This is a genomic window from Acinetobacter genomosp. 33YU (assembly GCF_001990725.1).
In the GTDB taxonomy this organism is placed as follows: Bacteria; Pseudomonadota; Gammaproteobacteria; order Pseudomonadales; family Moraxellaceae; genus Acinetobacter; species Acinetobacter seifertii.
Genome location: NZ_LFZQ01000011.1, coordinates 460,267 through 486,102, shown reverse-complemented (window position 1 = coordinate 486,102; position 25,836 = coordinate 460,267). Strand labels below are relative to the sequence as shown.

Annotated in this window: 26 protein-coding genes; 21 read left to right on the top strand and 5 right to left on the bottom strand. The window is 39.2% G+C overall.

The window, feature by feature from the left end:
- Positions 1-3 precede the first annotated feature (3 nt).
- From tssK to AC056_RS15860, 4 genes are read left to right on the top strand one after another with little or no spacing between them, the layout of a single operon-like run.
- Positions 4-1,368, top strand: a complete 1,365-nt coding sequence (gene tssK / locus AC056_RS15875; protein ID WP_077164174.1) for a type VI secretion system baseplate subunit TssK — start codon at positions 4-6, stop codon at positions 1,366-1,368.
- Between the two features lie 17 nt (positions 1,369-1,385).
- The gene (gene icmH / locus AC056_RS15870) at positions 1,386-2,192 is read left to right on the top strand and encodes a type IVB secretion system protein IcmH/DotU (protein ID WP_019457587.1); all 807 of its coding nucleotides are present in this window, start codon (positions 1,386-1,388) and stop codon (positions 2,190-2,192) included.
- A gap of 12 nt (positions 2,193-2,204) precedes the next feature.
- Positions 2,205-2,807 (top strand): hypothetical protein, encoded by a 603-nt coding sequence (locus tag AC056_RS15865; RefSeq protein WP_068935603.1) that lies wholly within the window; start codon positions 2,205-2,207, stop codon positions 2,805-2,807.
- A 7-nt stretch (positions 2,808-2,814) separates the two neighbouring features.
- Positions 2,815-3,768: a M15 family metallopeptidase gene (locus AC056_RS15860; protein WP_019457589.1), complete on the top strand. Its 954-nt coding sequence runs from the start codon at positions 2,815-2,817 to the stop codon at positions 3,766-3,768.
- A gap of 4 nt (positions 3,769-3,772) precedes the next feature.
- Here the strand turns inward: AC056_RS15860 and AC056_RS15855 are convergent, their stop codons facing one another.
- The gene (locus AC056_RS15855) at positions 3,773-4,624 is read right to left on the bottom strand and encodes a LysR family transcriptional regulator (RefSeq protein ID WP_077164173.1); all 852 of its coding nucleotides are present in this window, start codon (positions 4,622-4,624) and stop codon (positions 3,773-3,775) included.
- Positions 4,625-4,893: 269 nt separating this feature from the next.
- Between AC056_RS15855 and AC056_RS15850 the strand changes: the two genes are divergently transcribed.
- The 3 genes from AC056_RS15850 (at position 4,894) to AC056_RS15840 (ending at position 7,845) form a co-directional block, all read left to right on the top strand.
- Positions 4,894-5,376, top strand: coding sequence for a nucleoside deaminase (locus tag AC056_RS15850; protein ID WP_077164172.1), 483 nt, complete (start codon positions 4,894-4,896; stop codon positions 5,374-5,376).
- A complete protein-coding gene (locus AC056_RS15845; protein WP_077164171.1) occupies positions 5,376-6,569 on the top strand; it encodes a cyanate transporter in 1,194 nt (397 codons plus the stop codon). Before AC056_RS15850 ends, AC056_RS15845 begins: the two co-directional genes overlap by 1 nt.
- A 118-nt stretch (positions 6,570-6,687) precedes the next feature.
- Complete coding sequence (locus AC056_RS15840; protein WP_077164170.1) at positions 6,688-7,845, top strand: winged helix-turn-helix domain-containing protein; 1,158 nt, start codon at positions 6,688-6,690, stop codon at positions 7,843-7,845.
- A 66-nt stretch (positions 7,846-7,911) separates the two neighbouring features.
- Here the strand turns inward: AC056_RS15840 and AC056_RS15835 are convergent, their stop codons facing one another.
- On the bottom strand, positions 7,912-8,367 hold the full coding sequence (locus AC056_RS15835; RefSeq protein ID WP_039255191.1) for a GNAT family N-acetyltransferase: 456 nt from the start codon (positions 8,365-8,367) through the stop codon (positions 7,912-7,914).
- Positions 8,368-8,480: 113 nt separating this feature from the next.
- Here AC056_RS15835 and AC056_RS15830 point away from each other — a divergent pair, with 113 nt between their 5' ends.
- Complete coding sequence (locus tag AC056_RS15830) at positions 8,481-9,956, top strand: PLP-dependent aminotransferase family protein (RefSeq protein ID WP_077164169.1); 1,476 nt, start codon at positions 8,481-8,483, stop codon at positions 9,954-9,956.
- Positions 9,957-10,249: 293 nt separating this feature from the next.
- Here AC056_RS15830 and AC056_RS15825 read toward each other — a convergent pair whose 3' ends face one another.
- Positions 10,250-10,909 carry an epoxyqueuosine reductase QueH gene (locus tag AC056_RS15825; RefSeq protein ID WP_004702432.1) on the bottom strand — a complete coding sequence of 220 codons (660 nt, stop codon included), beginning with the start codon at positions 10,907-10,909 and terminating at the stop codon, positions 10,250-10,252.
- A gap of 425 nt (positions 10,910-11,334) precedes the next feature.
- Here AC056_RS15825 and AC056_RS15820 point away from each other — a divergent pair, with 425 nt between their 5' ends.
- The 3 genes from AC056_RS15820 to AC056_RS15810 all read left to right on the top strand — a co-directional run bounded on the left by AC056_RS15820 (position 11,335) and on the right by AC056_RS15810 (position 12,844).
- Positions 11,335-11,622: a hypothetical protein gene (locus AC056_RS15820; protein ID WP_004702430.1), complete on the top strand. Its 288-nt coding sequence runs from the start codon at positions 11,335-11,337 to the stop codon at positions 11,620-11,622.
- A 197-nt stretch (positions 11,623-11,819) separates the two neighbouring features.
- Positions 11,820-12,272, top strand: coding sequence for a redox-sensitive transcriptional activator SoxR (gene soxR, locus AC056_RS15815; RefSeq protein WP_039255448.1), 453 nt, complete (start codon positions 11,820-11,822; stop codon positions 12,270-12,272).
- 137 nt (positions 12,273-12,409) lie between these two features.
- Complete coding sequence (locus tag AC056_RS15810) at positions 12,410-12,844, top strand: I78 family peptidase inhibitor (protein ID WP_039255447.1); 435 nt, start codon at positions 12,410-12,412, stop codon at positions 12,842-12,844.
- 136 nt (positions 12,845-12,980) lie between these two features.
- Here AC056_RS15810 and AC056_RS15805 read toward each other — a convergent pair whose 3' ends face one another.
- On the bottom strand, positions 12,981-13,604 hold the full coding sequence (locus AC056_RS15805; protein ID WP_077164168.1) for a hypothetical protein: 624 nt from the start codon (positions 13,602-13,604) through the stop codon (positions 12,981-12,983).
- 471 nt (positions 13,605-14,075) lie between these two features.
- Between AC056_RS15805 and AC056_RS15800 the strand changes: the two genes are divergently transcribed.
- The gene (locus tag AC056_RS15800) at positions 14,076-15,455 is read left to right on the top strand and encodes an L-serine ammonia-lyase (protein WP_077164167.1); all 1,380 of its coding nucleotides are present in this window, start codon (positions 14,076-14,078) and stop codon (positions 15,453-15,455) included.
- 43 nt (positions 15,456-15,498) lie between these two features.
- Here the strand turns inward: AC056_RS15800 and paaZ are convergent, their stop codons facing one another.
- On the bottom strand, positions 15,499-17,601 hold the full coding sequence (gene paaZ, locus AC056_RS15795; protein ID WP_077164166.1) for a phenylacetic acid degradation bifunctional protein PaaZ: 2,103 nt from the start codon (positions 17,599-17,601) through the stop codon (positions 15,499-15,501).
- Between the two features lie 265 nt (positions 17,602-17,866).
- Between paaZ and paaA the strand changes: the two genes are divergently transcribed.
- Genes paaA through pcaF form a run of 9 tightly spaced genes read left to right on the top strand, consistent with a single transcriptional unit; the run spans position 17,867 to position 25,833 of the window.
- Positions 17,867-18,805 carry a 1,2-phenylacetyl-CoA epoxidase subunit PaaA gene (gene paaA, locus AC056_RS15790; RefSeq protein WP_046879723.1) on the top strand — a complete coding sequence of 313 codons (939 nt, stop codon included), beginning with the start codon at positions 17,867-17,869 and terminating at the stop codon, positions 18,803-18,805.
- A 32-nt stretch (positions 18,806-18,837) separates the two neighbouring features.
- Entirely contained in the window at positions 18,838-19,128 is a 291-nt protein-coding gene (paaB, locus tag AC056_RS15785) for a 1,2-phenylacetyl-CoA epoxidase subunit PaaB (RefSeq protein ID WP_000389648.1), read from the top strand.
- Between the two features lie 12 nt (positions 19,129-19,140).
- Positions 19,141-19,896, top strand: coding sequence for a 1,2-phenylacetyl-CoA epoxidase subunit PaaC (gene paaC / locus AC056_RS15780; RefSeq protein WP_077164165.1), 756 nt, complete (start codon positions 19,141-19,143; stop codon positions 19,894-19,896).
- A 16-nt stretch (positions 19,897-19,912) separates the two neighbouring features.
- Positions 19,913-20,413 carry a 1,2-phenylacetyl-CoA epoxidase subunit PaaD gene (gene paaD / locus AC056_RS15775; protein WP_001177938.1) on the top strand — a complete coding sequence of 167 codons (501 nt, stop codon included), beginning with the start codon at positions 19,913-19,915 and terminating at the stop codon, positions 20,411-20,413.
- Between the two features lie 23 nt (positions 20,414-20,436).
- Positions 20,437-21,498: a 1,2-phenylacetyl-CoA epoxidase subunit PaaE gene (gene paaE, locus AC056_RS15770; RefSeq protein WP_077164164.1), complete on the top strand. Its 1,062-nt coding sequence runs from the start codon at positions 20,437-20,439 to the stop codon at positions 21,496-21,498.
- Positions 21,499-21,506: 8 nt separating this feature from the next.
- Positions 21,507-22,280, top strand: coding sequence for an enoyl-CoA hydratase-related protein (locus AC056_RS15765; protein ID WP_077164163.1), 774 nt, complete (start codon positions 21,507-21,509; stop codon positions 22,278-22,280).
- The gene (gene paaG, locus AC056_RS15760) at positions 22,280-23,071 is read left to right on the top strand and encodes a 2-(1,2-epoxy-1,2-dihydrophenyl)acetyl-CoA isomerase PaaG (RefSeq protein ID WP_077164162.1); all 792 of its coding nucleotides are present in this window, start codon (positions 22,280-22,282) and stop codon (positions 23,069-23,071) included. Before AC056_RS15765 ends, paaG begins: the two co-directional genes overlap by 1 nt.
- Positions 23,072-23,073: 2 nt before the next feature.
- Positions 23,074-24,612: a 3-hydroxyacyl-CoA dehydrogenase gene (locus AC056_RS15755; protein WP_077164161.1), complete on the top strand. Its 1,539-nt coding sequence runs from the start codon at positions 23,074-23,076 to the stop codon at positions 24,610-24,612.
- Between the two features lie 12 nt (positions 24,613-24,624).
- Positions 24,625-25,833: a 3-oxoadipyl-CoA thiolase gene (gene pcaF, locus AC056_RS15750; RefSeq protein ID WP_077164160.1), complete on the top strand. Its 1,209-nt coding sequence runs from the start codon at positions 24,625-24,627 to the stop codon at positions 25,831-25,833.
- Positions 25,834-25,836: the final 3 nt, after the last annotated feature.

Sequence of the window (25,836 nt, the reverse complement as noted above, 5' to 3'; positions counted from 1 at the left end):
CATATGTTTAAAGCTGAAAAAGTCCTGTGGGGCGAAGGTTTATTTTTAAGACCTCAACATTTCCAAATTCAAGATACTTATCATGAACAACGCTTAAATCACACCGTTCGTGCTGTTGTGCCATTTTCATATGGTGTTCAAAAACTTAGTTTTGATGAAGCACAGCTTAGTACACATATTCTTGCGCTTGAGTCGGTAGAAATGATTTGGCAAGACGGTGAAATATACCAAGCACCGGCTTATGACTTATTACCTGAACCAATTTTGCTTGATGAGCTTAATTTGCGTGGTGAGATGGTCATTTATTTGGCATTACCACTACTCCAAGCCAATAAACAGAATTTAATTGATCAAAACCAGTCACAGAAGGGACGTTACCAATCGCATCTTGTGGAGACTCATGATCTTTTCACAAATGCGACAGAAGCAGATATCAGCTTGTTACGCCGTCGAGCTGTGTTTAAATTATTAGATGCAAACAGCAATCCTGATCATAATCTGGATGGTTTCCTCTATTTGCCAATAGGTAAAATCAAACGTCAGAGTTCAGGTGCTTTTGAAATTGATCGCAAATTTATTCCACCTATTTTGCATGTCGATGCATCTGAGACATTGGTTTCGAATTTAAAAAGAACATTGAATGTTATTAAGGCGAAAATTAAAACCATTCAAACCAACAATCGTGAAAATGAACAGAAATTAATTGAATTCCGTTCAGGTGATATCGTTTCGTTTTGGTTGGTTAATGCTTTAAATACTGCCCATGCTGGTCTGAACCATTTCTTACAATATCCGCAAATTCATCCAGAACGATTGTTTTTTGAATTATTGCGTTTAGCAGGTTCATTATTAACATTTTCGACAGCTTATGAAGTTGATCAGTTACCTGCATATAAACATCACAATTTGCAAGAAAGCTTTACTCAGCTCGACACCATTTTGCGTGATTTATTAGACACTATTATTTCTAGTCGTTATATCAGTATTGCACTTAAAGAAATTCGACCTTCATATTGGGTGGGAAGTCTTGAAACAGATAAGATTACTCGTGACACTAGACTTTATATAGCCGTATCAAGTAGTGCAATGCAGACTCATGAATTGATTCAGATTGTACCTCTACGATTTAAAATCGGTAGTACGTTGGATGTTGAGCAGCGTGTTGTTGCAGCATTGCCGGCCATTCCATTACACCACTTAATTCAAGTTCCAACGGCTATTCCGGTACGTTCTGGCGTGAGTTATTTCGAAATCGAACCGCATCATGAACTCTATCAGCGTATGTTAGATTCAGAGACGATTTGTATTTACGTTCCTGCGGGCTTCGAAGATATCAGTATTGAGCTGATTGCGGTCATGAACGCTTAAAGATAAAGGAGAGAAAAATGTCACAATCTACAGGTGCTCCTTCTTTATTTGATGACGGGCAAATCGGGACTGGAGGAAACAACAATAGTCAGTCCCAAGCAAAACTGCAGGCAATTAATCTGATTGATTTATTGCATGATGGTTTTTATTTAATCTTCTTGATTCGAAATCAGTATGTGCCAGCCGACCCACAACGGTTTCGTGAAAAAATTTTAGATTTGCTTAATCGTTTTGAACAACAAGCTAAAAAGTTGCAGTTTTCAGCAGATGATATTCATGATGCTAAATATGCATTTTGTGCATTGATTGATGAAACAATCGTGACACAACAAGACCCAAGCTACTTTAATTTGCAAAATGCTTGGTTGATTAGTCCGTTGCAATTGAGCTTATTTGGTTCTCAATTGGCGGGTTATCAGTTCTTCGAAATATTAGAACAATTGCGAAGCCGTGGAAAAGACCGTTTAGCTGCTCTTGAAGTATTCCATTACTGCCTATTATTAGGTTTTCAGGGTAAATATCGAATTGAGTCTATCGAAAGCTTAAATCATTTGGTTGCACGAGTAGGCGACGAAATTGATTATTTAAAAGGTAAAAAAGTTGCTTTTTCGCCGTTCTCGGCAATTCCCGATCAGATACGAAATATTATTCATCGCGAATTACCTTTTTTCTGGATTTTGATTTTCTTGTTGATTTTTGCATTACTTACTTTCGCGGGTCTAAGATTTATGTTGAATAATCAAAATGATAAAGCATTATCTAGCTATCAAAATGTGATTTCTGCCCCACAAGAGCAGGCACATATTACAATTTATTTACCTTGATGATGGAACGAAATGGCTCAGGAAAAACCAACTTCTATTCGAGTTTTGCAATCGAATAAAAAAAAGTCGAGATCACCAGTAATCTATATCATCATTGGTATTATTGCAGGGGTGTTTGTAAGCATCTCACTGTTCCTGTTCTTGTCTCAACCGTATTCGTCAGAACCTACAATTGTTGAGAATAAATCAACTCAAGATCAAGAACGTGATCCAGTATTAATGACGAGCTCCTCTACACATGAGCAAGCTACAAATGGTCAGCAAGAACAAACTGATCCAATGAGCCATGATGGTTTTGAACAACCCAAAGAAAATGAACTGAGTGGTATTTTTAAACCAGCTCCTCATAAAAATGTGGCTCCAACAACTCAGCAACGTGTTTCACCTTTTGATGCACAGTTAACAGGTGAACGGGTAGCACCTAAGCAACAAGTTGTGGCTAAACCAACTCAACCCATACAGCCAGCTCAGCAAAAATCTATCGCTCAACCTAAGGTAGTTCAAGCTAAACCTGCTGAAGCTAAGCAAGCTCCAGCTGAGCCAGAAGCTGAGGCGGAAACACCAAAAGCATCGGTTGATATCAAAGTGACTCGCAGTCCGTTTGCAGTGAATTAGTAAATTCATGATGATTTTTCTAATTTTCTTTTGTTTTGCCTGCCTTGCTATAGGGCTGGCATTTTTAATGTCTTACGAACTCAGAAGTAAGGGTAGAACATTTGTTCTATCTTTATTACCTCAAGGGCGCCGACAACTGAATCAAGTACGGCAATTTGCCCAAACCATGAATCAGGCAGCTGCACCTGAAAAATTACAATCTCATTGGCATTTGCAGCAATGGTGGATTGTAATTGCAGGATTTTTCTTATTTGCCAGTATTTTAGTTTTCGCTTTTACTCGCCCAATTAGCTCAACTCGGATTGAAGCCGAATATTTGAAAAAAACTGATCCGCAAATTTATGCGTTATTAAATGGAGAAATCTTATCACCACCGCCTGAAGTCGATGAAGGTCTGATTGAAGCGGCAATTGTTGAAGCGACGCAATTAGAACAGCAGTATGCTTCTCAAGACAGTGGTGCAATTAATTCTTCACCTATTGATAAAGCAAGTTTTGATGGTCGTGCAATTTTAGATACCAACATGGTCAATCGTAAGTGGGACAAAATGAACCCACGCTATAAGCAGCGTTTACTCATGGTCTTTAAAATTATGAAAGAGCAATATGGTTATGAACTTGTTTTGCTTGAAGGTTATCGCAGTCCAGGGCGTCAAAATATGTTGGCAGGCAACCCGAATACAACCAAGGCAAAAGGGTATCAGAGTTATCATCAGTTTGGTTTAGCAGCAGATGTAGCATTTAAACGAAATGGTAAAGTTGTTATTTCTGAACGTGATCCATGGGCTATGCAGGGGTATCGATTGTATGGACAAGTTGCAGAGTCAGTTGGACTGACATGGGGTGGTCGCTGGAAATCTATACAAGACTATGGTCACACAGAATATAGAATGCCTGGTTTGAGGAAAACTCAGGAAATGGCGGAAAAATTAATTGCTGAAAGCTTAAATGAAATAAGTTAAAAGCTTAAGAGAGCGATTTGAAACGATCGTGCAATAAAGTAGTCATCTTATCAGCAAGCTGGGAAATCAACCCAGCTTTTTCCCATGTGTAAATTGAAACTACCATAGGTGAAGCATCGCCTAATGACCTATATTTACGTACACGACGACCTATAGTGGTACTTACAGGGAGTAAAGATATTCCCAAACCTGTTTCGACACTGACCAAAACACTTTCTAAACTACTGCCTGTAAAAGCAATATACCAACGTCTTCGTTCACGCTCTAAGGTTTCAAACATTTCGTCTCGATAAAGTCCTCCTTGGGGGAAAGTCACTAAACGAATTGGATCGGATATCGGTGTGGTGGTATTTTCACTTTCAAACCACGCCATTTCTTCTGGAAAAGATGCATAACAATCAGCACTAGCGGCTGGTTCTTTTACAATAATAATATCCAGCTCACCATTTCGATAACGCTCTGTTAGGTTACGGCTTAGGCCAGAAGTAACATCTAAACGAATAGACCGATGGGCTTGTGCGAACATGCCGAAAATTTCTGCCATAGCGGTACTCATCATATCTTCTGGTAAGCCAATCCGAATAGGAACACTACCTGCTGGATCTTTTAGAACGGCTTCTGCTTCTTGTTGAAGTGTCAAAATCCTTTGAGCATAACCAATTAAATATTCACCTGAGGCAGTCAATTGTAAAGGTCGTGATGTGCGATCAATAAGAGAATGACCAACAGATTCTTCAAGACGTGCTAACTGCTGACTAATCGTTGATTGTGTCAGGTGCAACTTATCAGCAGCGGCGGTAAAACTGCCACTTTCGAAAATAGTCACGAATGCACGAAGAAGACGAGGGTCAAACATAAGAATTATCACCAACTAGGCAAAGAGCGGAACGCTTAAGTATTTATAATCTTAATACAATCGATTAAATAATTTAATTTCCAAATACTTTTAAGCACGCTTATTCTAGTTCCAAATTGTTCTACTCTTAAAGTTTACTTAGATCTTTTCATACTTAAGTTTCTTATATGGATCAATCTGCTCGTTGCTACGGCATGCTTGTTCAAGCGAATACCGTGAAATTGAAAAGTTACTTCTTTTAGCAGGTGCAAAGTAGTTGAGGATAACGGATGAAAGAAAATCAAATGTTTTTACGCCAAGCCATTGAACTTGCTTATCACAATATTGAAAAGGGGGGTAGACCATTTGGCGCAGTGATTGTAAAAGATGGTCAAGTGATTGCCACGGGTGTAAATCAAATTTTGACGACTAATGATCCAACGGCTCACGCTGAATTACTTGCAATTCGTGCAGCTAGTCAAGTTTTAGGGTCTGCTAACTTAGAAGGCTGCTCGGTGTATGCAAGTGGACATCCATGCCCAATGTGTATGGCTGCAATGCGTTTAGCAGGTATCAAAGCAGTTCACTATGCATATTCTAATGAAGACGGAACACCCTTTGGTTTATCTACAGCTGAAATATATGCTGATCTTGCAAAACCATTTGCTGAGCAGACTATGAAAATTGAATATGTACCTGTTCGATTTGAAGGCCGTACTGACCTATATGCACTTTGGCAAAATTATCAAACCAATAAGTCAGGCTCAGAGTAATGAAGCAGTCTGGAGCTTTCTTGGCTAGGCCCATGCTCATCGTAACAGTTGCTTTGGTTGGACTTAATTTAAGACCTTTTATGACGAGTATTGGTCCATTAGTCTCCAATATTCGGGCAGGAACTGGATTAAGTCTACAAGGAATAGCTTTACTCACTTTATTACCCATGATGTTGATGGGCGTTATTGCCTTTGTTGGTCCAATTGTACAGAGCGTGGTTGGGGAACGTAGCGTTGTTTTGGGCTCCTTACTGACTATTTTTATTGGATGCGTACTAAGATTTTTATTTCCTACTGCTGAGGGTTTAATTACCAGTGCAGTCGTGATTGGTTTAGGCGTCGCGCTGATACAAGCAGCTTTTCCTGGCATTATCAAAAGAGAGTTCAGCCAATATATTGGTCCGATGATGGGCCTTTATTCAGCCATGCTTATGGGCGGTGGCGCATTAGGCGCATGGTTAGCGCCTGTGGTCTCGAATATAACGGGTTTATGGTCTGTTGGACTGGCTTTCTTTGCTATACCAGCTGTATTGGCATTAATCTCAACATTTATTTTTTTACCTTCTATCGTAAGTTCGAATACACCTCCAGCCCCTGTAAAGATGTTGCTTAAGAAACCAAGAACATGGTTATTAATGCTGTGCTTTGGGCTCGTTAATGGTGGCTATTCCTCGGTTGTTGCTTGGTTAGCACCTTCATTTCAAGATCATGGTTGGAGTAGTGGACAAAGTGGAAAATTGCTCGCTTTACTTGCTTTAAGCCAAGCAGCATCAGCATTAATTTTGCCTATTTTAGCTAGACAATATAAAGATCGCCGTCCATGGCTATGGTTTACTCTATTCATGCAATTTGCTGGTTTTTCTGGACTTGCATTTATGCCCGAGTTTGCAGCTATTTTATGGGCAATTTGTTTAGGCATTGGCTTGGGAGGCTGTTTTGCTCTAACACTTATTGTTGCACTTGACCATTTTAAAGAACCTAGCAATGCAGGAGCTTTATCTGCACTGATGCAAGGTGGAGGTTTTTTACTTGCGGCAATACCACCTTGGGTTTTAGCAGCATTGCATGACTTTACAGGCGCTTATAAGGCGGGATGGATTTTTCATTTATGTTGTGTGCTGCTCGTGATGGCTTTAGTGGTAAGGCTGGCACCTGAAAGTTATAGCAAGATTCAACTATCAAATTTTAAGTGAGTCGACAATATTATCTACCTAAAGAAATGCTATTTGGCTACAAATAAGGTAAAAAAAGAATGTTAGGATAATACTGAAATTTTTAGATTTTAAATGAATACAACAATATTTGGTTTTTATGACATCTTCATTGAAAAAAATTACCTTACTCAAACAAGGCTTAGGAAAAAATAGTCTATTTGAGACAGGTATAGCTGGAACTTTACAGGCGATTGAACATTTAGGATATGTACAGATTGATACCATCTCTGTCGTTGAACGTGCTCATCACCATATATTGTGGAGCCGAGTGCCTGAGTATGATTTAAGTCATTTAAACAGTTTGGTTCGTGAAGGTCAGATTTTTGAATATTGGTATCATGCGGCGTCGTATCTTCCTATGAAAGATTATCGCTATGCTTTGCCTGCCATGATGTCAGTTAAGAATGGAGAAAGTCGTTATTTCAATAGAGGTGATCAACACCTGATGAATGAAATATTGGCGCGTGTTCGTGCCGAAGGTAAAATTCGGCTACGTGATATTGATAAGAAAAATAAAAAAAGTTTAGGGAATTGGTGGAATACAGGTCCGGGTCGCCGTGCTTTTCAGCAGTTGTATATGCAGGGCGATCTGATGATTTGTGAGCGTAACGGCATGGAAAAAGTCTATGATTTGACTGAGCGTTGCTTGCCTGAAAATATTGATTTAAGGATACCTTCGCTTTACGAATATGCGCAGTATTTATTTAATAATACGTTTCGAGCACATGGGGCATTTACATGGAAACAATTAGTTCATTTAAAGAAAAATGATTTAAAAGAGGCTATGCGTATTGTGCTCAAAGAGCAGGTTGATGCTGGTGTTGTATCAGCGGTTAAACTTGTCGACGGTCAAACCCTATATGTAGATGCAGCTGCAATAGAACAAAAAGTGGAGACTGATTTTGGTTTAAAAATACTTTCACCTTTTGATAACTCGCTTATTCATCGTGACCGCTTAACTTCTTTATTTGAGTTTGATTATCGAATCGAATGTTACGTACCAGCAGCCAAACGGGTATTTGGATATTTCTGTTTACCTATTCTGTATCAAGATGAGTTGGTGGGCCGAATTGACTGTAAAGCACATCGGAGTGTGAAAGAGTTAGAGGTAATTAGCTTACATTTAGAAAAAGCAGTAAAAGATAAAGCGCATTTCTTTTTCGAGTTAGATCAAGAACTCAAACGTTTCGCAGTATTTAACCAATGCTTAACTGTGAATGATAAGGTAAGTCAGCTTATTCGCAGCAAGAAGTAAATAAACACTATTTTGGGTTAAAAATAAAACACCAAAAGAATTATAGCTTTTGGTGTTTTTACTTTTTTAGGTTAAAGACATACGGTATTCAATAACACCTGGTTTTTGTGCAATCCAGTCATAGAGTTTTTGAGCTGTATGATTGGTTTCTTGTGTATGCCAGTATAAACGGTTACAGTTTTGTTCAATGGCTTGCTTCTGAACATATTCGATAAGTTGCTTACCAATATGTTGTCCACGAGCTTCAGGTGAAACATAAAGGTCTTCTAAATAGCAGTAATTATTCTCTGCCCATGTTGAACGATGAATAACATAATGCACAATTCCTAAAACATGTTCGCCCTGTTTGGCAACGGCACAATACACAGGTTCTTTTTCATTAAAAAAACGATCCCAAGTTATTTTTGTGACCTGAAGAGGTAAACTAACTTGGTAAAAATTTTGATAGGCAAGCCAATATTTTTCCCACTGTGAATAGTCTTGTTGCTGAACAGGGACAATTTGAATATCTTGATTTTGCATGAAAAACACACTCTATTTTTAAAGTAATGAAAAATTGACAACTGAAGTGTAGTTTTGAAAGTGGTATTTTTATAAGGTACACTTTTGATATTTTTTACAGTACCAGTTTTGTTATGGCTGCTTCAATTTCTGCGTCTTTTCCACATTTAATTTTACCAAAGGGCCAGATTAAAGACGGCCTATACTCAGCTCTACGTGATGCTATTTTAGATGGAAGGCTCACTGCCGGAACAAAATTACCCTCAAGTCGTGCTTTAGCAGACATGATGTCAATTTCACGAAATTCTGTATTAGCGGCTCTTGAACGTTTGCTCGATGAAGGGTATTTATTTACTAAACCGAGTTCAGGGACTTACGTTGCCGAGGTTGTACCAGATCAACTCATACATATCCAAGAAAGTTCAAAAAAAACGACAACAAGTAAGCCTCATACCTTAAATATTAATCCGAATATAGAAGCGTTATTGGCTTCATGGCGAGAGCAGTCATCGTCAAGTCAAAAGAAAAAAATGTTCCATGTGGGAGTGGGCTGTGTTGACTTGTTTCCGCATCAGCTTTGGGGGAAGCTATTAACTCAAGCTTGGCGACAATCTTATTATCAATTGGGTCAATTTCATGACCCTCGTGGTTATTTACCTTTACGTCAGGCAATTTGCGAATATGTGCGTTCAACCCGTGGGCTGAATTGTAATGAACAGCAAATTATAATTGTAAATGGAACACAGCAGGCCATTCATTTGACTGCCTATGCCTTACTTCAAACAAATGATGAGGTGTGTTTGGATGAGCCAGGTTATGATGCAGCCTTTAGTATTTTTCGAAGTTTTGGAGCTCAGGTCAATTTAATCGAGAGTGATGAAGAGGGTATGCAAGTCTCTGACATTACAGAGCATTATTTAAAAAGCAAACTTGTTTACACTGCGCCATCGCATCAGTTTCCTTTAGGTGGAACTTTAAGTTTGACTCGCCGTTTTGCATTATTAGATTGGGCCAACAAAGCAGAAAAATGGATTTTTGAAGATGATTATAATAGTGAATTCCGCTATGGCACTCACCCCATCCAAGCCCTACAAGGCTTAGATCAGCAGCAACGTGTTGTTTACTCTGGTACTTTTACCAAGATGATGTTTCCTGAGTTTCGCTTAGGTTTCATGGTCGTACCTGAGGCATTAATTGAAACCTTTAGTGCTGCTAAATATTATACTGACGTGCGAAGTTCATATTTAGAACAAGTTGCTTTAGCGCTATTTATACAACAAGGTCACTATGCTAGGCATGTTCGAAAAGTTCGAAAAGCGTGCTATGAACGCCAGCAGACACTAATTAAAGCAATTAATGAGTATCTTCCAGACATACTTGATGTTCAGCCCACAGACTCAGGCATTCATCTTATATGCTGGTTAAAAGGCGTATGGACTGAGCAAGAATTTATTACTCATTGTTCGACTTTGGGTTTGGCGGTTCAGCCTCTATCTCGATATTGTCAACGAACACCGAAAAAGGCTGCTGTTTTATTAGGCTATGCTGCGCATCAACCTGAGGAAATTATAGAAAATATTAAGAAATTGGCTTTAATTTTAGACAAATAAAATAGCGAGTTTTTTAAACTATATATGAAAGATTGGTTAATTTTACTTTTTAATAAATAAAGTAAATTATTCAGTAAAATTTAATAATTTTATGAAATTTAACTAAATAGCGAAAATATTTTAAATTTAGAATAATATTAATCTTATTTTAAGCTAGCTTTATTATTCTAAAAACATCAAAGCTCATCTAAGTACACCTTTTAGCCACATTCTCCAGATGTGGCTCTTTTTATGGAAAATTTAAAAAGTTAACAAAATAAATAAACTAATAAGATTAAATATATAGAATAATTTTAATCTTCTTCCATAGCATTACTATAAAACTTAACGCCTAATTTAATACGATCTCGGCCATTACTCATACGCCAGCGATTTGTATCGCGTAAAGAATATACACAACCACAATATTCTTGTTGGTAGAACTCTTCACGTTTGCTAATTTCGATCATCCGACTAGAGCCACCATTCTTTCGCCAGTTATAGTCCCAGTATTGAATTTCAGGATAGTGAGAAGCAGCACGAATCCCACAATCATTGATTTGCGTCATATTTTTCCATCTTGAAATCCCTAATGAGCTACTGATTAAGCTAAACCCATGTTCATAAGCATATAAAGCAGTACGTTCAAAACGCATATCAAAACACATGGTACATCGGATACCGCGTTCAGGTTCATTTTCCATACCTTTGGCACGCGCAAACCAGTTGTCTGTATCATAATCTGCATCAATAAATGGAATATTATGTTTTTCTGCAAATCTAATATTTTCTTCTTTACGAATAAGATATTCTTTTATTGGATGAATATTAGGATTGTAAAAGAATATAGAAAAATTTATTTCGGATTCAATTAATGCTTCCATTACTTCACCTGAGCAAGGCGCACAGCATGAATGAAGTAATAGTTTATTATGTCCTAATGGGAGCTCGATTTTTTGACGTTGAATGGTCATAATTTAAAAATTAACTTATGTTTCTATATATTTTAAGTTTTTTAAAATCATATTGGAATGAATTTTTTTCAATTTAAGATGAAAATTTTTATTTTTTTATTTTGTAATATTAATTTGGATTAAATAAAATTCAACGCTATTAATATAATAAATATATTATATTAACCTAATATCAATAAGGTGATTTTTAATTTTATAGCAAGAAAAATTATGGGTCACTAGAAATGATGATAATTCTACATTGCTGTAACTATTTGTCTTTTAGGTATTTATTTTTCATATTTTGATTGGGGATTAGTGTGATGGGTGTCACAAATAAGTATTATTTTTTAAAATTCAATTATTTTTTAGATTTATGTTTTTAATAATTTTATAATATAACAGTTATTATATTTTTCTAATTTGAGTATGTGATATTTTAAGATATGGACGATTGGCAATGTAAGTATTGTAATGGTTACATTATGGTTAATCATTCAAAGATAGGAGTAGGAGAAAAAGTTTACTTTTTGGTATATAAATTCGATGCAAAAAATGAAAGAAAAAAATTATATAAAAAAGGAATAGTGATTGCTCGTTGCGATAATATTTTACATATCGAATCAAGAAAAAAGACATATAAAATTGAAGAAGCTAAAGTCTATCCATTAGGTGCTCCTATGCCATTTGTTTACAACATGTTTTGGATATGTGGCTGTGAAAGAAGGCAATAGCATTTTATAAGGTCTAATAAAATTTGACTTCAAAACGGTGTCTATTTTTTTGTGCATTATTGAGTGCTAAATACTTTTACTAAATTTTAGTTGTTATAAACATTCCTCATAAATGAATGATTAAAATTTATGTTTCTCATTTGACAAAGTTTTCTCATGCTTTTATAAAACCTCAACTAAACTTGAGATTTATAAAAATGACTGAAACGAATCAGAGCCGTTTGTTGACTGTAGGTGAAGTTGCAAAGCGTAGTGGCGTTGCCGTTTCAACACTTCATTTTTATGAATCAAAAGGTTTAATTAAAAGTATTAGAACCAATGGAAATCAACGCCGTTTTACTTTAGTGGTTTTGCGTTACATAGCGATCATTAAAATTGCGCAAACTGTGGGTATTCCACTAGAGGAAATTAAACAAGCTTTAAGTAAGTACCCAATCGGGTCTAAATTAACTGCACAGCAATGGAAAGAGTTATCTCTTGATTGGCGGAAAAATTTGGATGAGCGTATTCAAAAACTTACGAGACTTAGAGATGAGATGGATTGGTGTATTGGATGTGGATGCCTCTCTCTAGAGCAGTGCCCATTAAGAAATCCAGATGATAAACTAGGACAAGAAGGCTCTGGACCACGTATTTTAGAAAGACCATAAACCTTCATTATAATTTACCGATCGGAATAACTTAATGTTTTGTAAGTTGCTATCTATAAAGGTTTTTTATTGTAAATAAGTCATATAAAACATGAGTTTTTTGATATCTTTAGCTTTTTTAGTAAGAAGTAAAATTTATGAAAAAAATTATCTTTCTTGGTTTAGCGCTCGTTTCGTTAACGGCTTGTTCAGCAGTACAACATAAAGAGTTAACTCCACCAAAAATTGGTTCACCAAACCCAGCAAGCAAATATTGTGTTGATCAAGGTGGAAAATTACAAATTAGAAATGAAGCAAATGGTCAGGTTGGTTACTGTCATTTGCCAAATGGTCAAGTGATCGAAGAGTGGAAATTATTCCGCGACAACCAAGCTAACTGCGTAGCTGAAGAAGCTCAAAAATTAGTGGGACAATCTGGCTTAACTGATGACCAAATCAAACAAAAAACTCAATCAGAAATTGTACGTAGAGTCGCTCCAGGTCAGCCAATGACAATGGATTATCGTACAAACCGTGTCACTGTTACGATTGATCCAGCAACTAAAAAAATTACCAACGCGAACTGTGGTTAATTTTTTAATTAAAAATTGATTTAAGACCGAACAAGAAAGCCTGTCAGAAGATGGGCTTTTTTATGCTAATTACGAGGCTTTAGTTAAAAAGATTGTAATTATGCAGCCAGCTTATTAAACATGCTCCTTAAGTTTATTAATTTTTAGGAGAATGAATAACAGGGTATTCCTTTTGTTGGGGAAGTTCTTGTAATGCTTTGTTAATATTAATTAAAAAAATATCAACTTTAACTTGTCTTGGATTGTTTGTGTTATAAGATGCTCTTTCTTGATAGTTAATTCCACATCCAATAATTTTCATATTTGAAGGATTAAAGCTCCAGTCATTTTTATTCTTTATGGATATATTCAAATCACTATCACATTCTTTCCAAAGTTTTAAAAACTGGTTGGAATATACGACAGGGACTTCTTGAGCTCTATAAACGGTAAATCCTTGCATCTCTGAATTGGCAAATTGAAGTAGATCATTTGCAGGCATTCCTCCCCAAAGGATTGCAGTGTCTTTCGGTAGTTTTATTGAGGTGATATTTTCTTCTTTAAGTGGATTAACTTGTTCACTTTTTTCTTTTGACTTTTGAGATTTGTAAACCAGTTTTGTTCCAACAGGAACCATTACGCCTTTGACTTGAGTGGTCTGAGTTGTATAGAAATAAGGTGAAGTATCACGGTTACAACCCGTTGGATTGTAACAGCCAATACAGCCAGTTAATAATAAAATCGGAAGGCTTAAAGCGCTCAATTTAAAAATTTGAGTCATATTTTTCTCTTTAATTATTTATTACATCAAATTTAATATAGCAGCTTTCTAAGCTTTCATAAAAAAAAGCCTCTAGCGGACTAGAGGCAGAAAAACTTCAGATGCAAGAACAGGTGAATTATGCATCTGAGTTAAGTAGGTTGTATCAAACCATGTAAAGCACTTTACCAGTAAAAATGAGTAAAAATAGGGGCGTGCGACTAATGGCTAATATATGCTGTTTGTTATTTATACAAATTGATGTATTAAATTAATTTAAGAATCGTTTTAAACATCTACTAAAAAAAGAAGTCTTAAAATTTATGACTATGGACTCATGAGCTTAGGGTTCTTGTTCAACCGTTGTCTTTTTGTGCGACTACCCAAGAGTTATTCGTGATTTGTATTTGGCTTAATGATAATTTTAGAGCTATCCGTAAGGACACAATAATGACGAACATACGAATAATAATGAATCTAAGGTAGGACCCAGTGTTTATTAGTGTATTTGATCTTTTTAAAATTGGCATCGGCCCATCTAGCTCCCATACAGTTGGACCAATGCGAGCGGCATACAGTTTTGTAGATGATTTATTTAAACAAAACAATTTACAAGCAACGGTTAGAGTTCAGGTGAAGTTATACGGTTCGCTTGCAGCAACGGGTGTTGGTCATGCAACAGACAAGGCTGTTCTGTTAGGTTTAATGGGCTTTGACCCTGAACATATCGATACTCAATTGAGCACAAGCTTGATTGAAGATGTTATTGAAAATAAAGCCATCCAGCTTAATCAACAAAAGAGTATTTGTTTTGACTATAAGCATGATGTGCTTTTTTTAGATGAATCTTTGCCTTATCACCCCAATGCAATGGAACTGATTGCCTATAATGAAGCCGAAGAAACTTTGTACGCAGAAACTTATTATTCGGTTGGTGGTGGTTTTATTGTTAGTCAAAGGCAATTAACACACACCCAAACTGAAACCAACGACGTTAAGGTTCCATATCCATTTCACAGTGCGGCTGAACTTTTAAGCTTATGTAAAACTCATCATTTATCAGTGAGTGAGTTAATGCTTGAAAATGAAAAAAGCTGGCGTAGTGAAGCTGAGATTCGTAGCAAGATTATGGAAATCTGGAAAGTGATGCAGCAGTGCATTCACAACGGATTAATTAATGAAGGCATATTACCGGGCGGATTAAACGTAAAACGTCGGGCTAAAAAAATTCACGATAAGTTATTAAATAAGAAAAACTCAAACCTGATTGTGACGACTTTCCATGCGATGGAATGGGTCAATTTATTTGCCTTAGCGGTAAATGAAGAAAATGCTGCTGGCGGTCGAGTGGTGACGGCACCTACAAATGGTGCAGCAGGGATTATTCCGGCAGTTTTATATTACTACGTGACTTTTTCTAAAGACTTTTCTGAAGATAAAGTGGTTCGCTTTTTTCTAAGTGCGGCATCCGTCGGCATTTTATGTAAACTTAATGCTTCTATTTCTGGTGCAGAAGTAGGGTGTCAGGGCGAAGTCGGCTCAGCATGTGCGATGGCTTCGGCGGGTTTAGCCGAGATTTTAGATGCATCACCTGAGCAAGTGGAGCATGCGGCTGAAATTGGGCTTGAACATAATTTAGGTTTAACGTGTGACCCGATTGGTGGTTTGGTTCAGGTGCCTTGCATTGAACGAAATGCAATTGCGGCTGTAAAAGCGATTAATGCAGCACAAATGGCACTTCATGATGAAGGTGAGCATTTTGTGACTTTAGATAAAGTTATTCAGACCATGAAGGAAACAGGCAAAGATATGTCTGAGAAATATAAAGAAACTTCAAAAGGTGGCCTCGCTGTTAACGCGATTGAGTGTTAAAAAAATGAGATGGGGACGAGGAGACCCCATCTCATTTTAAACATTAAGCCTCGCGAGCAACTAAAGTTAAAATGTCGTAGGTTGCGACAAGTTCACCACGTTGGTTTTTGACTTTAATATCCCATACCACAACCCCATGTGCAGGCTGAGATGGGTCTTTTTGTGGTTTAGGTGTTTTTTGTTTACAGGTGAGTTCAACCTGAATCGAGTCACCAATTTTAACTGGTTCAACAAAGCGTAAGTTGTCCATACCGTAGTTGGCAATCACAGGGCCTTGTGCTGCATCTACAAATAGACCTGCTGCGGCAGACACAATGAAGTAACCATGTGCAACGCGCTCACCAAAGAAAGACTCGGCAGCTGCAATTTTGTCGGTATGCGCATAGAAATAGTCACCACTTAAACCAGCAAAGTTAACAATATCTGCTTCACTTATGGTGCGACGAGCCGTTAATAGACGTTCACCAATCACTAACTCATCAAAAGACTTTTTAAATGGATGTACGCGGTCTTCGTTAACTTTCGAACCGGCAGTCCACGAGTGGGTAATTTGCGTTAGGCTATTTGGAGAACCTTGAATTGCAGTGCGCTGCATATAGTGTTTAACGGCGCGAATACCACCTAATTCTTCACCGCCACCTGCACGACCAGGACCGCCATGTACTAAATGCGGGAGTGGTGAACCATGTCCTGTACTTTCTTTTGCTGACTCTGCATCGAGTACATGGACACGGCCATGCCAAGGCGCAATTTTTTGGATAATCTGTTCAATATTCTCATCGTTATTTTTAACGATTGAAGCCACTAAGCTACCTTCACCACGTAAAACAAGATCACCTAGTTCTTCAATGTTTTGATATGGCATGAGTGTACATACCGGACCGAAAGCTTCTGTGGTATGAACATTCTTCGCTTGTAAAGGCTGTTCGCATAGCAATAAAGTTGGAGCGAAAAAAGCACCTTTTTCAGGATGGTCTGCATTAAATTTAAAGCTATCGTTGCCACCAAAAACAATTTTTGCGTCTTTGCTGAGTTCGGCAACTTTTTCTGCAACGTCATGTTTTTGTTTAATGCTCGCTAAAGCGCCCATGGTGGTTTCTTCTTTTTGAGGATCACCCACAACAACTTTAGCAAGTTTGGCAGTTAGCTTCTCTTGTACAGTCGCTAACAAACTTGAAGGAACGAATGCACGACGGATTGCTGTACATTTTTGGCCTGCTTTTGTGGTCATTTCACGGAAGACTTCACGCACAAATAAATCGACAGTTTCTTCATTTGCCTCAGGGCTTAAAATTGCACTGTTTACCGAGTCGGCTTCCATACTAAATGGAATCGAATATTTATTGAGGTGAGGGTGGTTACGCAGTTTTTGGCCTGTGTAAGCAGAACCTGTAAATGTCACACAGTCTTGTGGGCCTAGGTGCTCTAATAGGTCATAGGTCTGACCGCAAATCAGTTGTAGCGAACCTTTCGGTAACACATGTGCTTCTTCAATCGCTTTTACAACCGCTTGAGTTAATTGGGAGCCATCGGTTGCTGGTTTCACAATACATGGCACGCCTGCAAGTAGAGTCGGTGCAATCTTTTCAAGCATTCCCCAAATTGGGAAGTTAAAAGCATTAATGTGAACAGCAACACCCGCTTTAGGGCTTAAAATGTGTTTAGCACCAAAAGTTCCATTTTTAGAGAGTTGAATCCAGCTATCTTCAGTAATAATTTTTTCGTCATTGAGTTCACGGCGAACCAGACTTGAATAAGCAAATAAGGTCTGGATCCCGCCTTCAATATCAATCCATGCATCTTTACGAGTCGCACCCGTTGCATAAGCAAGTTTGTAGAAGTCTTCCTTGCGTTCAAGTAAATGCTGGGCAATTTGTTTTAATGAATTGGCACGTTGGTGAAATGTCCAGTTTGCCAGTTCTGAACCATTTTGTTTGGCATATTGAACAACACGTTTCATATCTATGCCATGACTACTTACGGCATAAATCGATTCACCTGTAATGGCATGATAAACAGGGCGTAGTTCTTCGTCAGACGAATGCCATGTTCCATAGACATAAGAAGCCAGATGAGGCAGTTGATGCTCAGGCTGCTGAAAATCTGTGTCAGTTGAGGTTCCTTCTAGGTGTGCTTGTTCAAGCATGACCAAACTCCTTTTTTATTTGATACGTCAATTATAAAAATTGCAAAAATATGATTCATAATTTCAGATTAATTTGTTTAAAAGTCAACTTTATTTTGATTTATAAAAGTAAAAAGGTTTTTTTCAATTGGATTAAAATTAATAATTTCAATGATTTGATGCATTTTATTGTGGCAGATTTAATTTGATACTAAAAAAGTGATTGACTTTGTTTTTAGTGTATCGAAAAATAGATTTAAGGGTGATACCTACAGGGAATGAAAGAATGGAAAACAACTACCAGAAATTTGAACAAAATATTGCCAATGAAATTACGATCGAGGCTAAGGATCAAATGCCCGATGCCTACCGCAAAACATTGATTCGTCAAATCGGACAGCATGGCCATTCTGAAATTGTAGGTATGTTGCCTGAAGGGAACTGGATTACGCGTGCGCCGACTTTAAAACGTAAAGCGGTTTTGCTTGCAAAAGTACAAGATGAAGCAGGTCATGGTTTGTATTTGTACAGCGCAGCAGAAACATTAGGTGCTGACCGTGATGACATGATGGAAAAGTTGATTGATGGAAAAATGAAATACTCATCAATTTTTAACTATCCAACTTTAACTTGGGCAGATGTCGCTGCAATTGGTTGGCTTGTCGATGGGGCAGCCATTGTGAACCAAGTTGCGCTTTGCCGTACCTCTTACGGACCATATGCACGTGCAATGGTACGTATTTGTAAAGAAGAAAGTTTCCACCAGCGCCAAGGTTTTGAAGCCATGATGGCTTTGGCAGGCGGTACACCAGAACAAAAACAGATGGCGCAAGATGCGGTAAATCGTTATTGGTGGCCAGCACTGATGATGTTTGGCCCAAGTGATGAGCATTCTCCAAACAGCGCACAAAGCATGGCGTGGAAAATCAAACGCTTTAGTAACGATGAATTACGTCAAAAGTTTGTCGATAACACCGTACCACAAGTGTTGCAACTTGGCTTGGAAGTACCGGACCCAGATTTAAAGTTCAATGAAGAAACAGGCCACTATGAGTTTGGCGAGATTGACTGGCACGAATTTAATGAAGTGATTGCCGGCCGTGGACCATGTAATCACGAGCGTATCGAAGCACGCCGTAAAGCATGGGAAAACGGCAAATGGGTTCGTGATGCAGCAGTAGTCTACGCGAAAAAACAGCAGCTTGAAGCGAACAAAGTGGCTTAACAAGATTTATGGAAAAATTTGAGGAAATCAAAATGGAAGATAAAAACAACTGGTCGCTCTACGAAGTATTTGTACGTAGTAAACAAGGCTTAAGCCACCGTCATGTAGGCAGCTTAAGAGCACCTGATGATGAAATCGCATTGCAACATGCTCGTGATGTTTATACGCGCCGTAATGAAGGAATTAGCATTTGGGTGGTTCGTTCAGAACTGATTAAGTCATCACAGCCAGATGAAAAAGCAGAATTCTTCGATCCTTCTTTAGACAAGGTTTATCGTCATCCGACTTTTTACCATATCCCAGACGGCATTGAGCACATGTAAGGGGAATGGCAAATGAATCATTCAGTTTTATCTAAATTCTTATTACATATTGGCGACAGCCAACTCGTTTTATCTCAGCGTTTGGCTGAATGGTGCGGGCATGCACCTGAGCTAGAAATTGATATTGCTTTAGCCAATATCGGCTTGGACTTGTTGGGTCAGGCAAGAAACTTTCTGACTTTGGCTGGTCAATATGATGAAGCTAAACGTGACGAAGACCAACTTGCGTATTTCCGTACTGAACGTGAGTTTTTAAACCTATTGTTGTGCGAACAACCCAATGGTGACTTTGCACAAACGATTGTACGCCAGTGGTTGATGGACCATTACCATCTTCATTTATTTACGGCTTTAGCGCAAAGCTCACTTCCTGAATTAAGCGCCCTTGCTGTGAAATCTTTAAAAGAAGTGAAATACCACATCCGTTTTTCGACAAGCTGGATGGAGCGTTTAAGTTTAAGCACAGATGAAGCGCATCAACGTGTACAAGACGGATTAAATAATTTATGGCGCTTTACCGCTGAATTATTTGAACTGAGTGCAGATGAAAAAGCATTAGTTGCAGAAGGCGTGATTCCAGATTTTTCAAATGAAAAAGAGCAATGGAACCAAACCATTGCGGATGAGCTTAAGCGCTTTGAATTAAATGTTGCTATGAACGGTGCTTATCGCCGTGGTGCGAAACAAGGATTGCATACCGAGCATTTAGGTTATTTGTTGGCTGAAATGCAATGTATTCAAAGAACTTATCCGGGCATGACCTGGTAAGACAAGGAGGTGAGCCATGCAAATGATTCGTCATTGCATCGACCAATGTTGGGATGTTCTACAAACGGTAAGTGACCCTGAAATTCCGGTTTTATCGGTTGTCGATTTAGGCATGATTCGTGGTGTAGAAATTAACGATCAACAAGAAATTATTGTTCGTCTAACTCCGACATATAGCGGATGCCCAGCAACAGATATGCTCAAAGCACAAATTGTTGAGGCATTTACCGCAGAAGCTTTGACACCGGTCAAAGTCATGGTCGATTTATCAGAAGCATGGACCACGGACTGGATGTCTGAAGCAGGGAAAAAGAAACTGCAAGTTTATGGCATTGCACCACCTGAAGGGTTGGCGCATCAATGTGGGACTCACGTTCATTTAAATGATGGTGTCGAGTGCCCACGTTGCAAAAGCCGACATACCCGACTGTTAACAGAGTTTAGTTCTACCGCTTGTAAAGCACTTTATAAATGTCAGGACTGTCTTGAGCCTTTTGATTACTTCAAATGTATTTAAGTCTTTAGATAAGGAAATCAGCCATGAGCCAATTTGTACCATTAAAAGTAAAAAGTATTACACCGCAAACCGATCAGGCAATTTGTATTGCATTTGACGTTGTACCTGAACAACAAGAACAATTTCAATTTCAACCGGGTCAACACTTAACCATTCGCCATTTAACCGAAGCTGGTGAAATCCGCCGTTGTTATTCAATTTGTAGCTATGCGGGTAAAGAAGACATCAGCATTGCGGTTAAAAAGATTGATCAGGGTCAATTTTCAAACTGGGCAAATGACCATTTAAAAGTGGGCGATGTGCTTGAAGTCATGCCACCCCAAGGTGTGTTTTTTCAAAAAGCAGCCAAGATGGGCGGACAAAACTATTTAGGCGTTGCTGCGGGCAGTGGTATTACCCCAATTTTATCAATTGTTAAGCAAGTTCTGTTTGAACAACCTGAAGCTAAATTTACCTTGCTCTATGGCAATCGCTCATGGAAACAAACCATGTTTGCCGAGCAAATTATGGATTTGAAAGATCAGTTCAAAGAACGCTTTCAACTCATCAATATTTTTTCTCGTGAGTTCAACGATAGTGAGCTGATGAATGGTCGTATTGATGCAGAAAAGCTAAAACAACTTTTTGATTTTGAAGTGCTTGAAACGAGTTTCGACCATGTTTTTGCCTGCGGCCCAGACGAAATGATGAATGCCGTAGAAAATACGTTGCCGAACTTTGGTATTGCCAAAGAGCGAATCCACACCGAACGTTTCCATACAGGGCAGGCTCGTAAACGTAGTGTTGAAGCGGATGCAAACCGTAAAGAAGAAAAAGTAAACATCATTTTAGATGGTCGTGAACTGATTGTTTCTGTGGCTCAGGACGATGAAAGTATTCTTGATGCGGCTTTACGTGCAGGTGCTGACTTACCGTATGCCTGTAAAGGTGGGGTGTGTGCGACCTGTCGCTGTAAGGTACTTTCAGGCGAAGTCGACATGTTCCTTAACTATAGTCTTGAAGAAGACGAAGTCGAAAAGGGCTATGTGCTGAGCTGTCAGACCTTACCAAAAGGCTCAAATGTTCGTTTGAGTTTTGATGAATAGAGGCTGCCATGCAAGAGTTGATCAAAGCCAGTACAGCAACTGACGGTGTTTTGTTATTAACCTTAAACCGTCCGGAAAAAAGAAATGCCTTAAACAATGCAACATTGCAGTGTTTATGCGAGTTGCTCGAAGAAGCTGAACATAATGCTCAAGTCAAAGCGGTGGTTTTAACGGGTAATGCCCAGTGTTTTGCGGCTGGAGCAGATCTTGGTGAGTTGGCAGCAATGGACGCCGTGTCTTTGCAACTCGATATTCGCCCGAAGCTTTGGCAAAAAATTGATGCGTTTAGTAAGCCACTCATTAGCGCAGTCAATGGTTATGCCTTAGGCGCCGGGTTTGAGTTGGTTTTGCATTCGGATATGGTGATTTGCGGTGAAAATGCCCGTTTTGCTTTACCTGAAATTACCTTGGGTATGTTGCCGGGTGCAGGCGGAACACAGCGTTTAGCACGCTTGGTTGGGCAACAGCTCACCATGCGCTGGGCCATGACAGGTGAGATGATTTCGGCAAAACAGGCAGAGCAACATGGCATTTGCAGTCAAGTGGTGCCGACCGAATTAACCGTTGAATATGCGGTTCAACTTGCAGCCAAAATTGCCAAACAAGCGCCTTTAGCGATTCGCGTGATTAAACAATCAATTAAAAATATTCATGAAACGACTTTAAGTCAGGGACTCAAGTTTGAACGTCAAAACTTTGTCTGGCTGGCGGCTACAAAAGATCGAAACGAAGGGATTAATGCTTTCTTTGAGAAAAGAAAGCCAGTGTTTAGAGGTGAGTGATGGACTATCAAAATATTATTGCTGAAGAAAAAAATGGTGTTGGCTACCTGACATTTAACCGCCCAAAAGCACTGAATAGCTTTAACGTTGATATGCACCGTGAAGTGGCTGAGGTTTTAAACCAGTGGACCAAAAATCCGGATGTTCGCTGTGTGGTGATTAGTGGCGAAGGCCGTGGCTTCTGTGCTGGGCAAGATTTAGGTGACCGTGTAGTTGACCCAAATGCTGAAGCTCCAGATTTAGGATATTCCATTGAAACTTACTATAACCCGCTCATTAAGACGATTGTAAATATGCCAAAGCCTGTGATTTGCGCCGTAAATGGTGTAGCAGCAGGTGCAGGGGCAAATATTGCACTGGCATGTGATTTAGTGATTGCAGCAAAATCGGCAAACTTCGTACAAGCCTTTTGCCGTTTAGGTTTGGTTCCAGACTCTGCGGGTACATGGTTTTTACCACGTGCTGTAGGCCATGCGCGTGCGATGGGATTGGCTTTGTTAGGTGACAAGCTCCCAGCAGAAACCGCAAAAGAATGGGGCATGATTTGGGATGTCGCTGAAGACGCTGAGCTTAAAACAAAGGTGACTGAACTCGCGGAACGTTTAGCAAAACAGCCTACATTTGGTCTATCTCTCATTAAAAAAGCCATTCATCAATCAAGCAACAACACCTTTGATGAGCAAATGTTGTTAGAGCGTGATTTACAACGTATTGCGGGCCGTTCCGAAGACTACCGTGAAGGTGTGCAAGCCTTTATGAATAAACGTGAACCAAATTTTAAAGGGCGCTAAGCATGACAGATTTAGACTTATCTCGTGCCCGAATTGCCGTTATTGGTTCTGGCACCATGGGTATCGGCATTGCCCAGTTAGCCATTGTTAATGGGCACTCGACCGTTTTATATGATCTGGACGCTCAAAAAGCGCAACAAGCCGCCCACGGCTTAGAGCAGACTTTTAAAAAGCTGGTTAAAAAGAGCAAGCTCACACAACAGCAAGCTGATGAAGCTTTAGCGCGTTTGACTGTGGTGAATCAAGTTGAAGCACTACGTGATGCCGACTTGGTGATTGAAGCAGTTGTTGAGAAAAAAGAAGTTAAACAGGCTTTATTTAAACAGCTCGCTGAAATTTGTAGTGAGCAAACCATTTTTGCAAGTAACACATCTTCAATTTCAGTGACTGCAATTTCGGCGGGTATTGCTCACCCTCAGCGCGTAGTAGGTTTACACTTTTTTAACCCTGCGCCAGTCATGAAACTGGTTGAAATTGTACAAGGCTTAAAAACACCAAACAGCTTATGTTTGGCTTTAAAAAACTTGATGCTGGGCTGGAAAAAAATTCCGGTACTCACCAAATCGACTCCCGGTTTTATTGTTAACCGAATTGCACGTCCGTTTTATGCAGAAGGCTTTAGAGCACTGCAAGAACAAGTTACCAGCTACGACCAGCTAGATTATGCATTAAAGCAATGCGGCGGTTTTGCGATGGGGCCGTGTGAACTTACCGACCTCATTGGGCAAGATGTTAACTTTTCGGTGACGCAAAGCGTTTACCAAGAGTTCTTTTACGAACCACGCTACCGTCCAAGCCTCATTCAAAAAGAATTGGTTGACGCAGGTGCTTGGGGCCGTAAATCAAAACAAGGCTTTTATACCTATAACGAAAAAAATCAGTACGAGACATTTCAGCCTCAAGCTGTGGTTGCCAAGCCAGTCGATGCCCATATTCAGCTAAAAGGGACTTGGTCTCAGCTACCTGCGTTTTTAACCCGTTTAGGTTTAAAAAGCGGATCTGCGAGCGACGACAATATCCTTCAAATTGATGATATCGACTTGCGTTTAAGCCAAGGTGAGTCTGCCAATATTCATTACCTAAGCCGTAAAGTGGTTTTAATGGATTGGCATCATGATTTTGAGCAGGCGCAGGCTTTAGTACTCAGTCATAACGAGCTTTGTGAAGCAAGTGATCTGGCTAAAGTTGAGGCTTACTTTGCGCAGTTTGGTATGAGTGTGATGTGGATTAAAGACCATCCGGCACTGTTAACCTTACGCACCATCGCTTTACTCATTAATGAAGCCTGTGAAGCAAGTTTACATGGTGTTGCGAGTCTGGAAGATATTGATAATGCCATGAAATATGGAGTGAATTATCCTAAAGGTCCTTACCAGTGGTTGACACAAATGGGCGGTGCTTATGTGCTCCAAACCTTAAATAACTTATATGCACTGTATGGAGAGGAAAAATATCGCGCGAGTATCTATCTCAAGCAATACGTAGCGAAAACTCAAAACATTGCTACTCAATATTCACGTGATATGACCGAATTTGCATAATCAGGAGTCAACATGGAAGACGTTTTAATTTGCGATTTTATTCGTACCCCAATTGGACGATATGCAGGTGCCTTAAGTGCTGTACGTGCAGATGATTTAGCTGCATTGCCCATCAAATATTTAAAAGATAAACACCCGAACTTACCGTGGAATACGGTAGACGAAGTGTTTTTAGGATGCGCTAACCAAGCAGGTGAAGACAACCGTAACGTTGCACGTATGGCAACACTGTTGGCTGGTTTACCTGATACAGTTCCGGCCATGACGGTCAATCGCTTGTGTGCTTCTGGCTTAGATGCAGTAGGCCTTGCAGCACGTTCAATTAAGGCTGGTGAAGCGCAGTTTGTGTTGGCAGGTGGTGTTGAGTCAATGAGCCGTGCGCCATTTGTACAAGCTAAACCAACTGAAGCGTTTAGCCGAACCCCTGAAATTTATGACACAACGATTGGCTGGCGCTTTGTAAATAAGCAACTTAAAGCGCAATACGGCACAGACAGCATGCCTGAAACTGCTGAAAATGTAGCTGAGAAATATCAGATTAGTCGTGAAGACCAAGATGCGTTTGCATTGCGTAGCCAACAAAAAACGGCTGCTGCACAACAAAACGGTTTCTTTAACGATGAGATTTTACCTGTCGAGATTGTAGATCGTAAGAAGAATGTGAATGTGGTGAACCTCGATGAACATCCGCGTGAAACGACACTTGAAGCACTCGCAAAACTAAAAGCCCCATTTAAAAAAGAAGGTGGTTCGGTGACTGCCGGAAATGCCTCTGGTGTAAATGATGGCGCTGCGTGTGTGTTAATTACTAACCGTGAATTTGCAGATACACATGGTTTAAAACCTTTAGCACGCGTGATAGGCATTGCAAGTGCAGGGGTTGAACCCAAATATATGGGTATAGGTCCTGTTCCGGCTGTACAGAAAATTTTAAAGCAAACAGGTTTAACGCTAGATCAGATGGATGTGATTGAACTAAATGAAGCATTCGCAGCCCAATCTTTAGCTTGTATGCGTGAACTCGGTCTAAAAGATGACGATAAACGCGTGAACCCAAATGGTGGTGCGATTGCTCTCGGACACCCGCTTGGTATGAGTGGTACACGCTTAGTAATTACCGCAACACGTGAGCTAAAAAAACGAGGTGGACGCTATGCACTTTGCACGATGTGTGTGGGTGTGGGACAAGGCGTTGCGCTGATTTTGGAAAATTTGAATTAATTT

What these genes read in the sequence shown, in the direction of transcription:
- paaC (WP_077164165.1), top strand. Translation starts at nt 19,141, where the DNA reads ATGAATCATTCAGTTTTATCTAAATTCTTATTACATATTGGCGACAGC.
- AC056_RS15765 (WP_077164163.1), top strand. Translation starts at nt 21,507, where the DNA reads ATGCAAGAGTTGATCAAAGCCAGTACAGCAACTGACGGTGTTTTGTTA.
- AC056_RS15805 (WP_077164168.1), bottom strand. Translation starts at nt 13,604, where the DNA reads ATGACTCAAATTTTTAAATTGAGCGCTTTAAGCCTTCCGATTTTATTA.
- pcaF (WP_077164160.1), top strand. Translation starts at nt 24,625, where the DNA reads ATGGAAGACGTTTTAATTTGCGATTTTATTCGTACCCCAATTGGACGA.
- paaZ (WP_077164166.1), bottom strand. Translation starts at nt 17,601, where the DNA reads ATGCTTGAACAAGCACACCTAGAAGGAACCTCAACTGACACAGATTTT.
- paaG (WP_077164162.1), top strand. Translation starts at nt 22,280, where the DNA reads ATGGACTATCAAAATATTATTGCTGAAGAAAAAAATGGTGTTGGCTAC.
- AC056_RS15810 (WP_039255447.1), top strand. Translation starts at nt 12,410, where the DNA reads ATGAAAAAAATTATCTTTCTTGGTTTAGCGCTCGTTTCGTTAACGGCT.
- AC056_RS15755 (WP_077164161.1), top strand. Translation starts at nt 23,074, where the DNA reads ATGACAGATTTAGACTTATCTCGTGCCCGAATTGCCGTTATTGGTTCT.
- tssK (WP_077164174.1), top strand. Translation starts at nt 4, where the DNA reads ATGTTTAAAGCTGAAAAAGTCCTGTGGGGCGAAGGTTTATTTTTAAGA.
- AC056_RS15855 (WP_077164173.1), bottom strand. Translation starts at nt 4,624, where the DNA reads ATGTTTGACCCTCGTCTTCTTCGTGCATTCGTGACTATTTTCGAAAGT.
- icmH (WP_019457587.1), top strand. Translation starts at nt 1,386, where the DNA reads ATGTCACAATCTACAGGTGCTCCTTCTTTATTTGATGACGGGCAAATC.
- AC056_RS15835 (WP_039255191.1), bottom strand. Translation starts at nt 8,367, where the DNA reads ATGCAAAATCAAGATATTCAAATTGTCCCTGTTCAGCAACAAGACTAT.
- AC056_RS15820 (WP_004702430.1), top strand. Translation starts at nt 11,335, where the DNA reads ATGGACGATTGGCAATGTAAGTATTGTAATGGTTACATTATGGTTAAT.
- AC056_RS15850 (WP_077164172.1), top strand. Translation starts at nt 4,894, where the DNA reads ATGAAAGAAAATCAAATGTTTTTACGCCAAGCCATTGAACTTGCTTAT.
- AC056_RS15865 (WP_068935603.1), top strand. Translation starts at nt 2,205, where the DNA reads ATGGCTCAGGAAAAACCAACTTCTATTCGAGTTTTGCAATCGAATAAA.
- paaA (WP_046879723.1), top strand. Translation starts at nt 17,867, where the DNA reads ATGGAAAACAACTACCAGAAATTTGAACAAAATATTGCCAATGAAATT.
- paaD (WP_001177938.1), top strand. Translation starts at nt 19,913, where the DNA reads ATGCAAATGATTCGTCATTGCATCGACCAATGTTGGGATGTTCTACAA.
- paaB (WP_000389648.1), top strand. Translation starts at nt 18,838, where the DNA reads ATGGAAGATAAAAACAACTGGTCGCTCTACGAAGTATTTGTACGTAGT.
- soxR (WP_039255448.1), top strand. Translation starts at nt 11,820, where the DNA reads ATGACTGAAACGAATCAGAGCCGTTTGTTGACTGTAGGTGAAGTTGCA.
- AC056_RS15860 (WP_019457589.1), top strand. Translation starts at nt 2,815, where the DNA reads ATGATGATTTTTCTAATTTTCTTTTGTTTTGCCTGCCTTGCTATAGGG.
- AC056_RS15830 (WP_077164169.1), top strand. Translation starts at nt 8,481, where the DNA reads ATGGCTGCTTCAATTTCTGCGTCTTTTCCACATTTAATTTTACCAAAG.
- AC056_RS15825 (WP_004702432.1), bottom strand. Translation starts at nt 10,909, where the DNA reads ATGACCATTCAACGTCAAAAAATCGAGCTCCCATTAGGACATAATAAA.
- AC056_RS15840 (WP_077164170.1), top strand. Translation starts at nt 6,688, where the DNA reads ATGACATCTTCATTGAAAAAAATTACCTTACTCAAACAAGGCTTAGGA.
- paaE (WP_077164164.1), top strand. Translation starts at nt 20,437, where the DNA reads ATGAGCCAATTTGTACCATTAAAAGTAAAAAGTATTACACCGCAAACC.
- AC056_RS15845 (WP_077164171.1), top strand. Translation starts at nt 5,376, where the DNA reads ATGAAGCAGTCTGGAGCTTTCTTGGCTAGGCCCATGCTCATCGTAACA.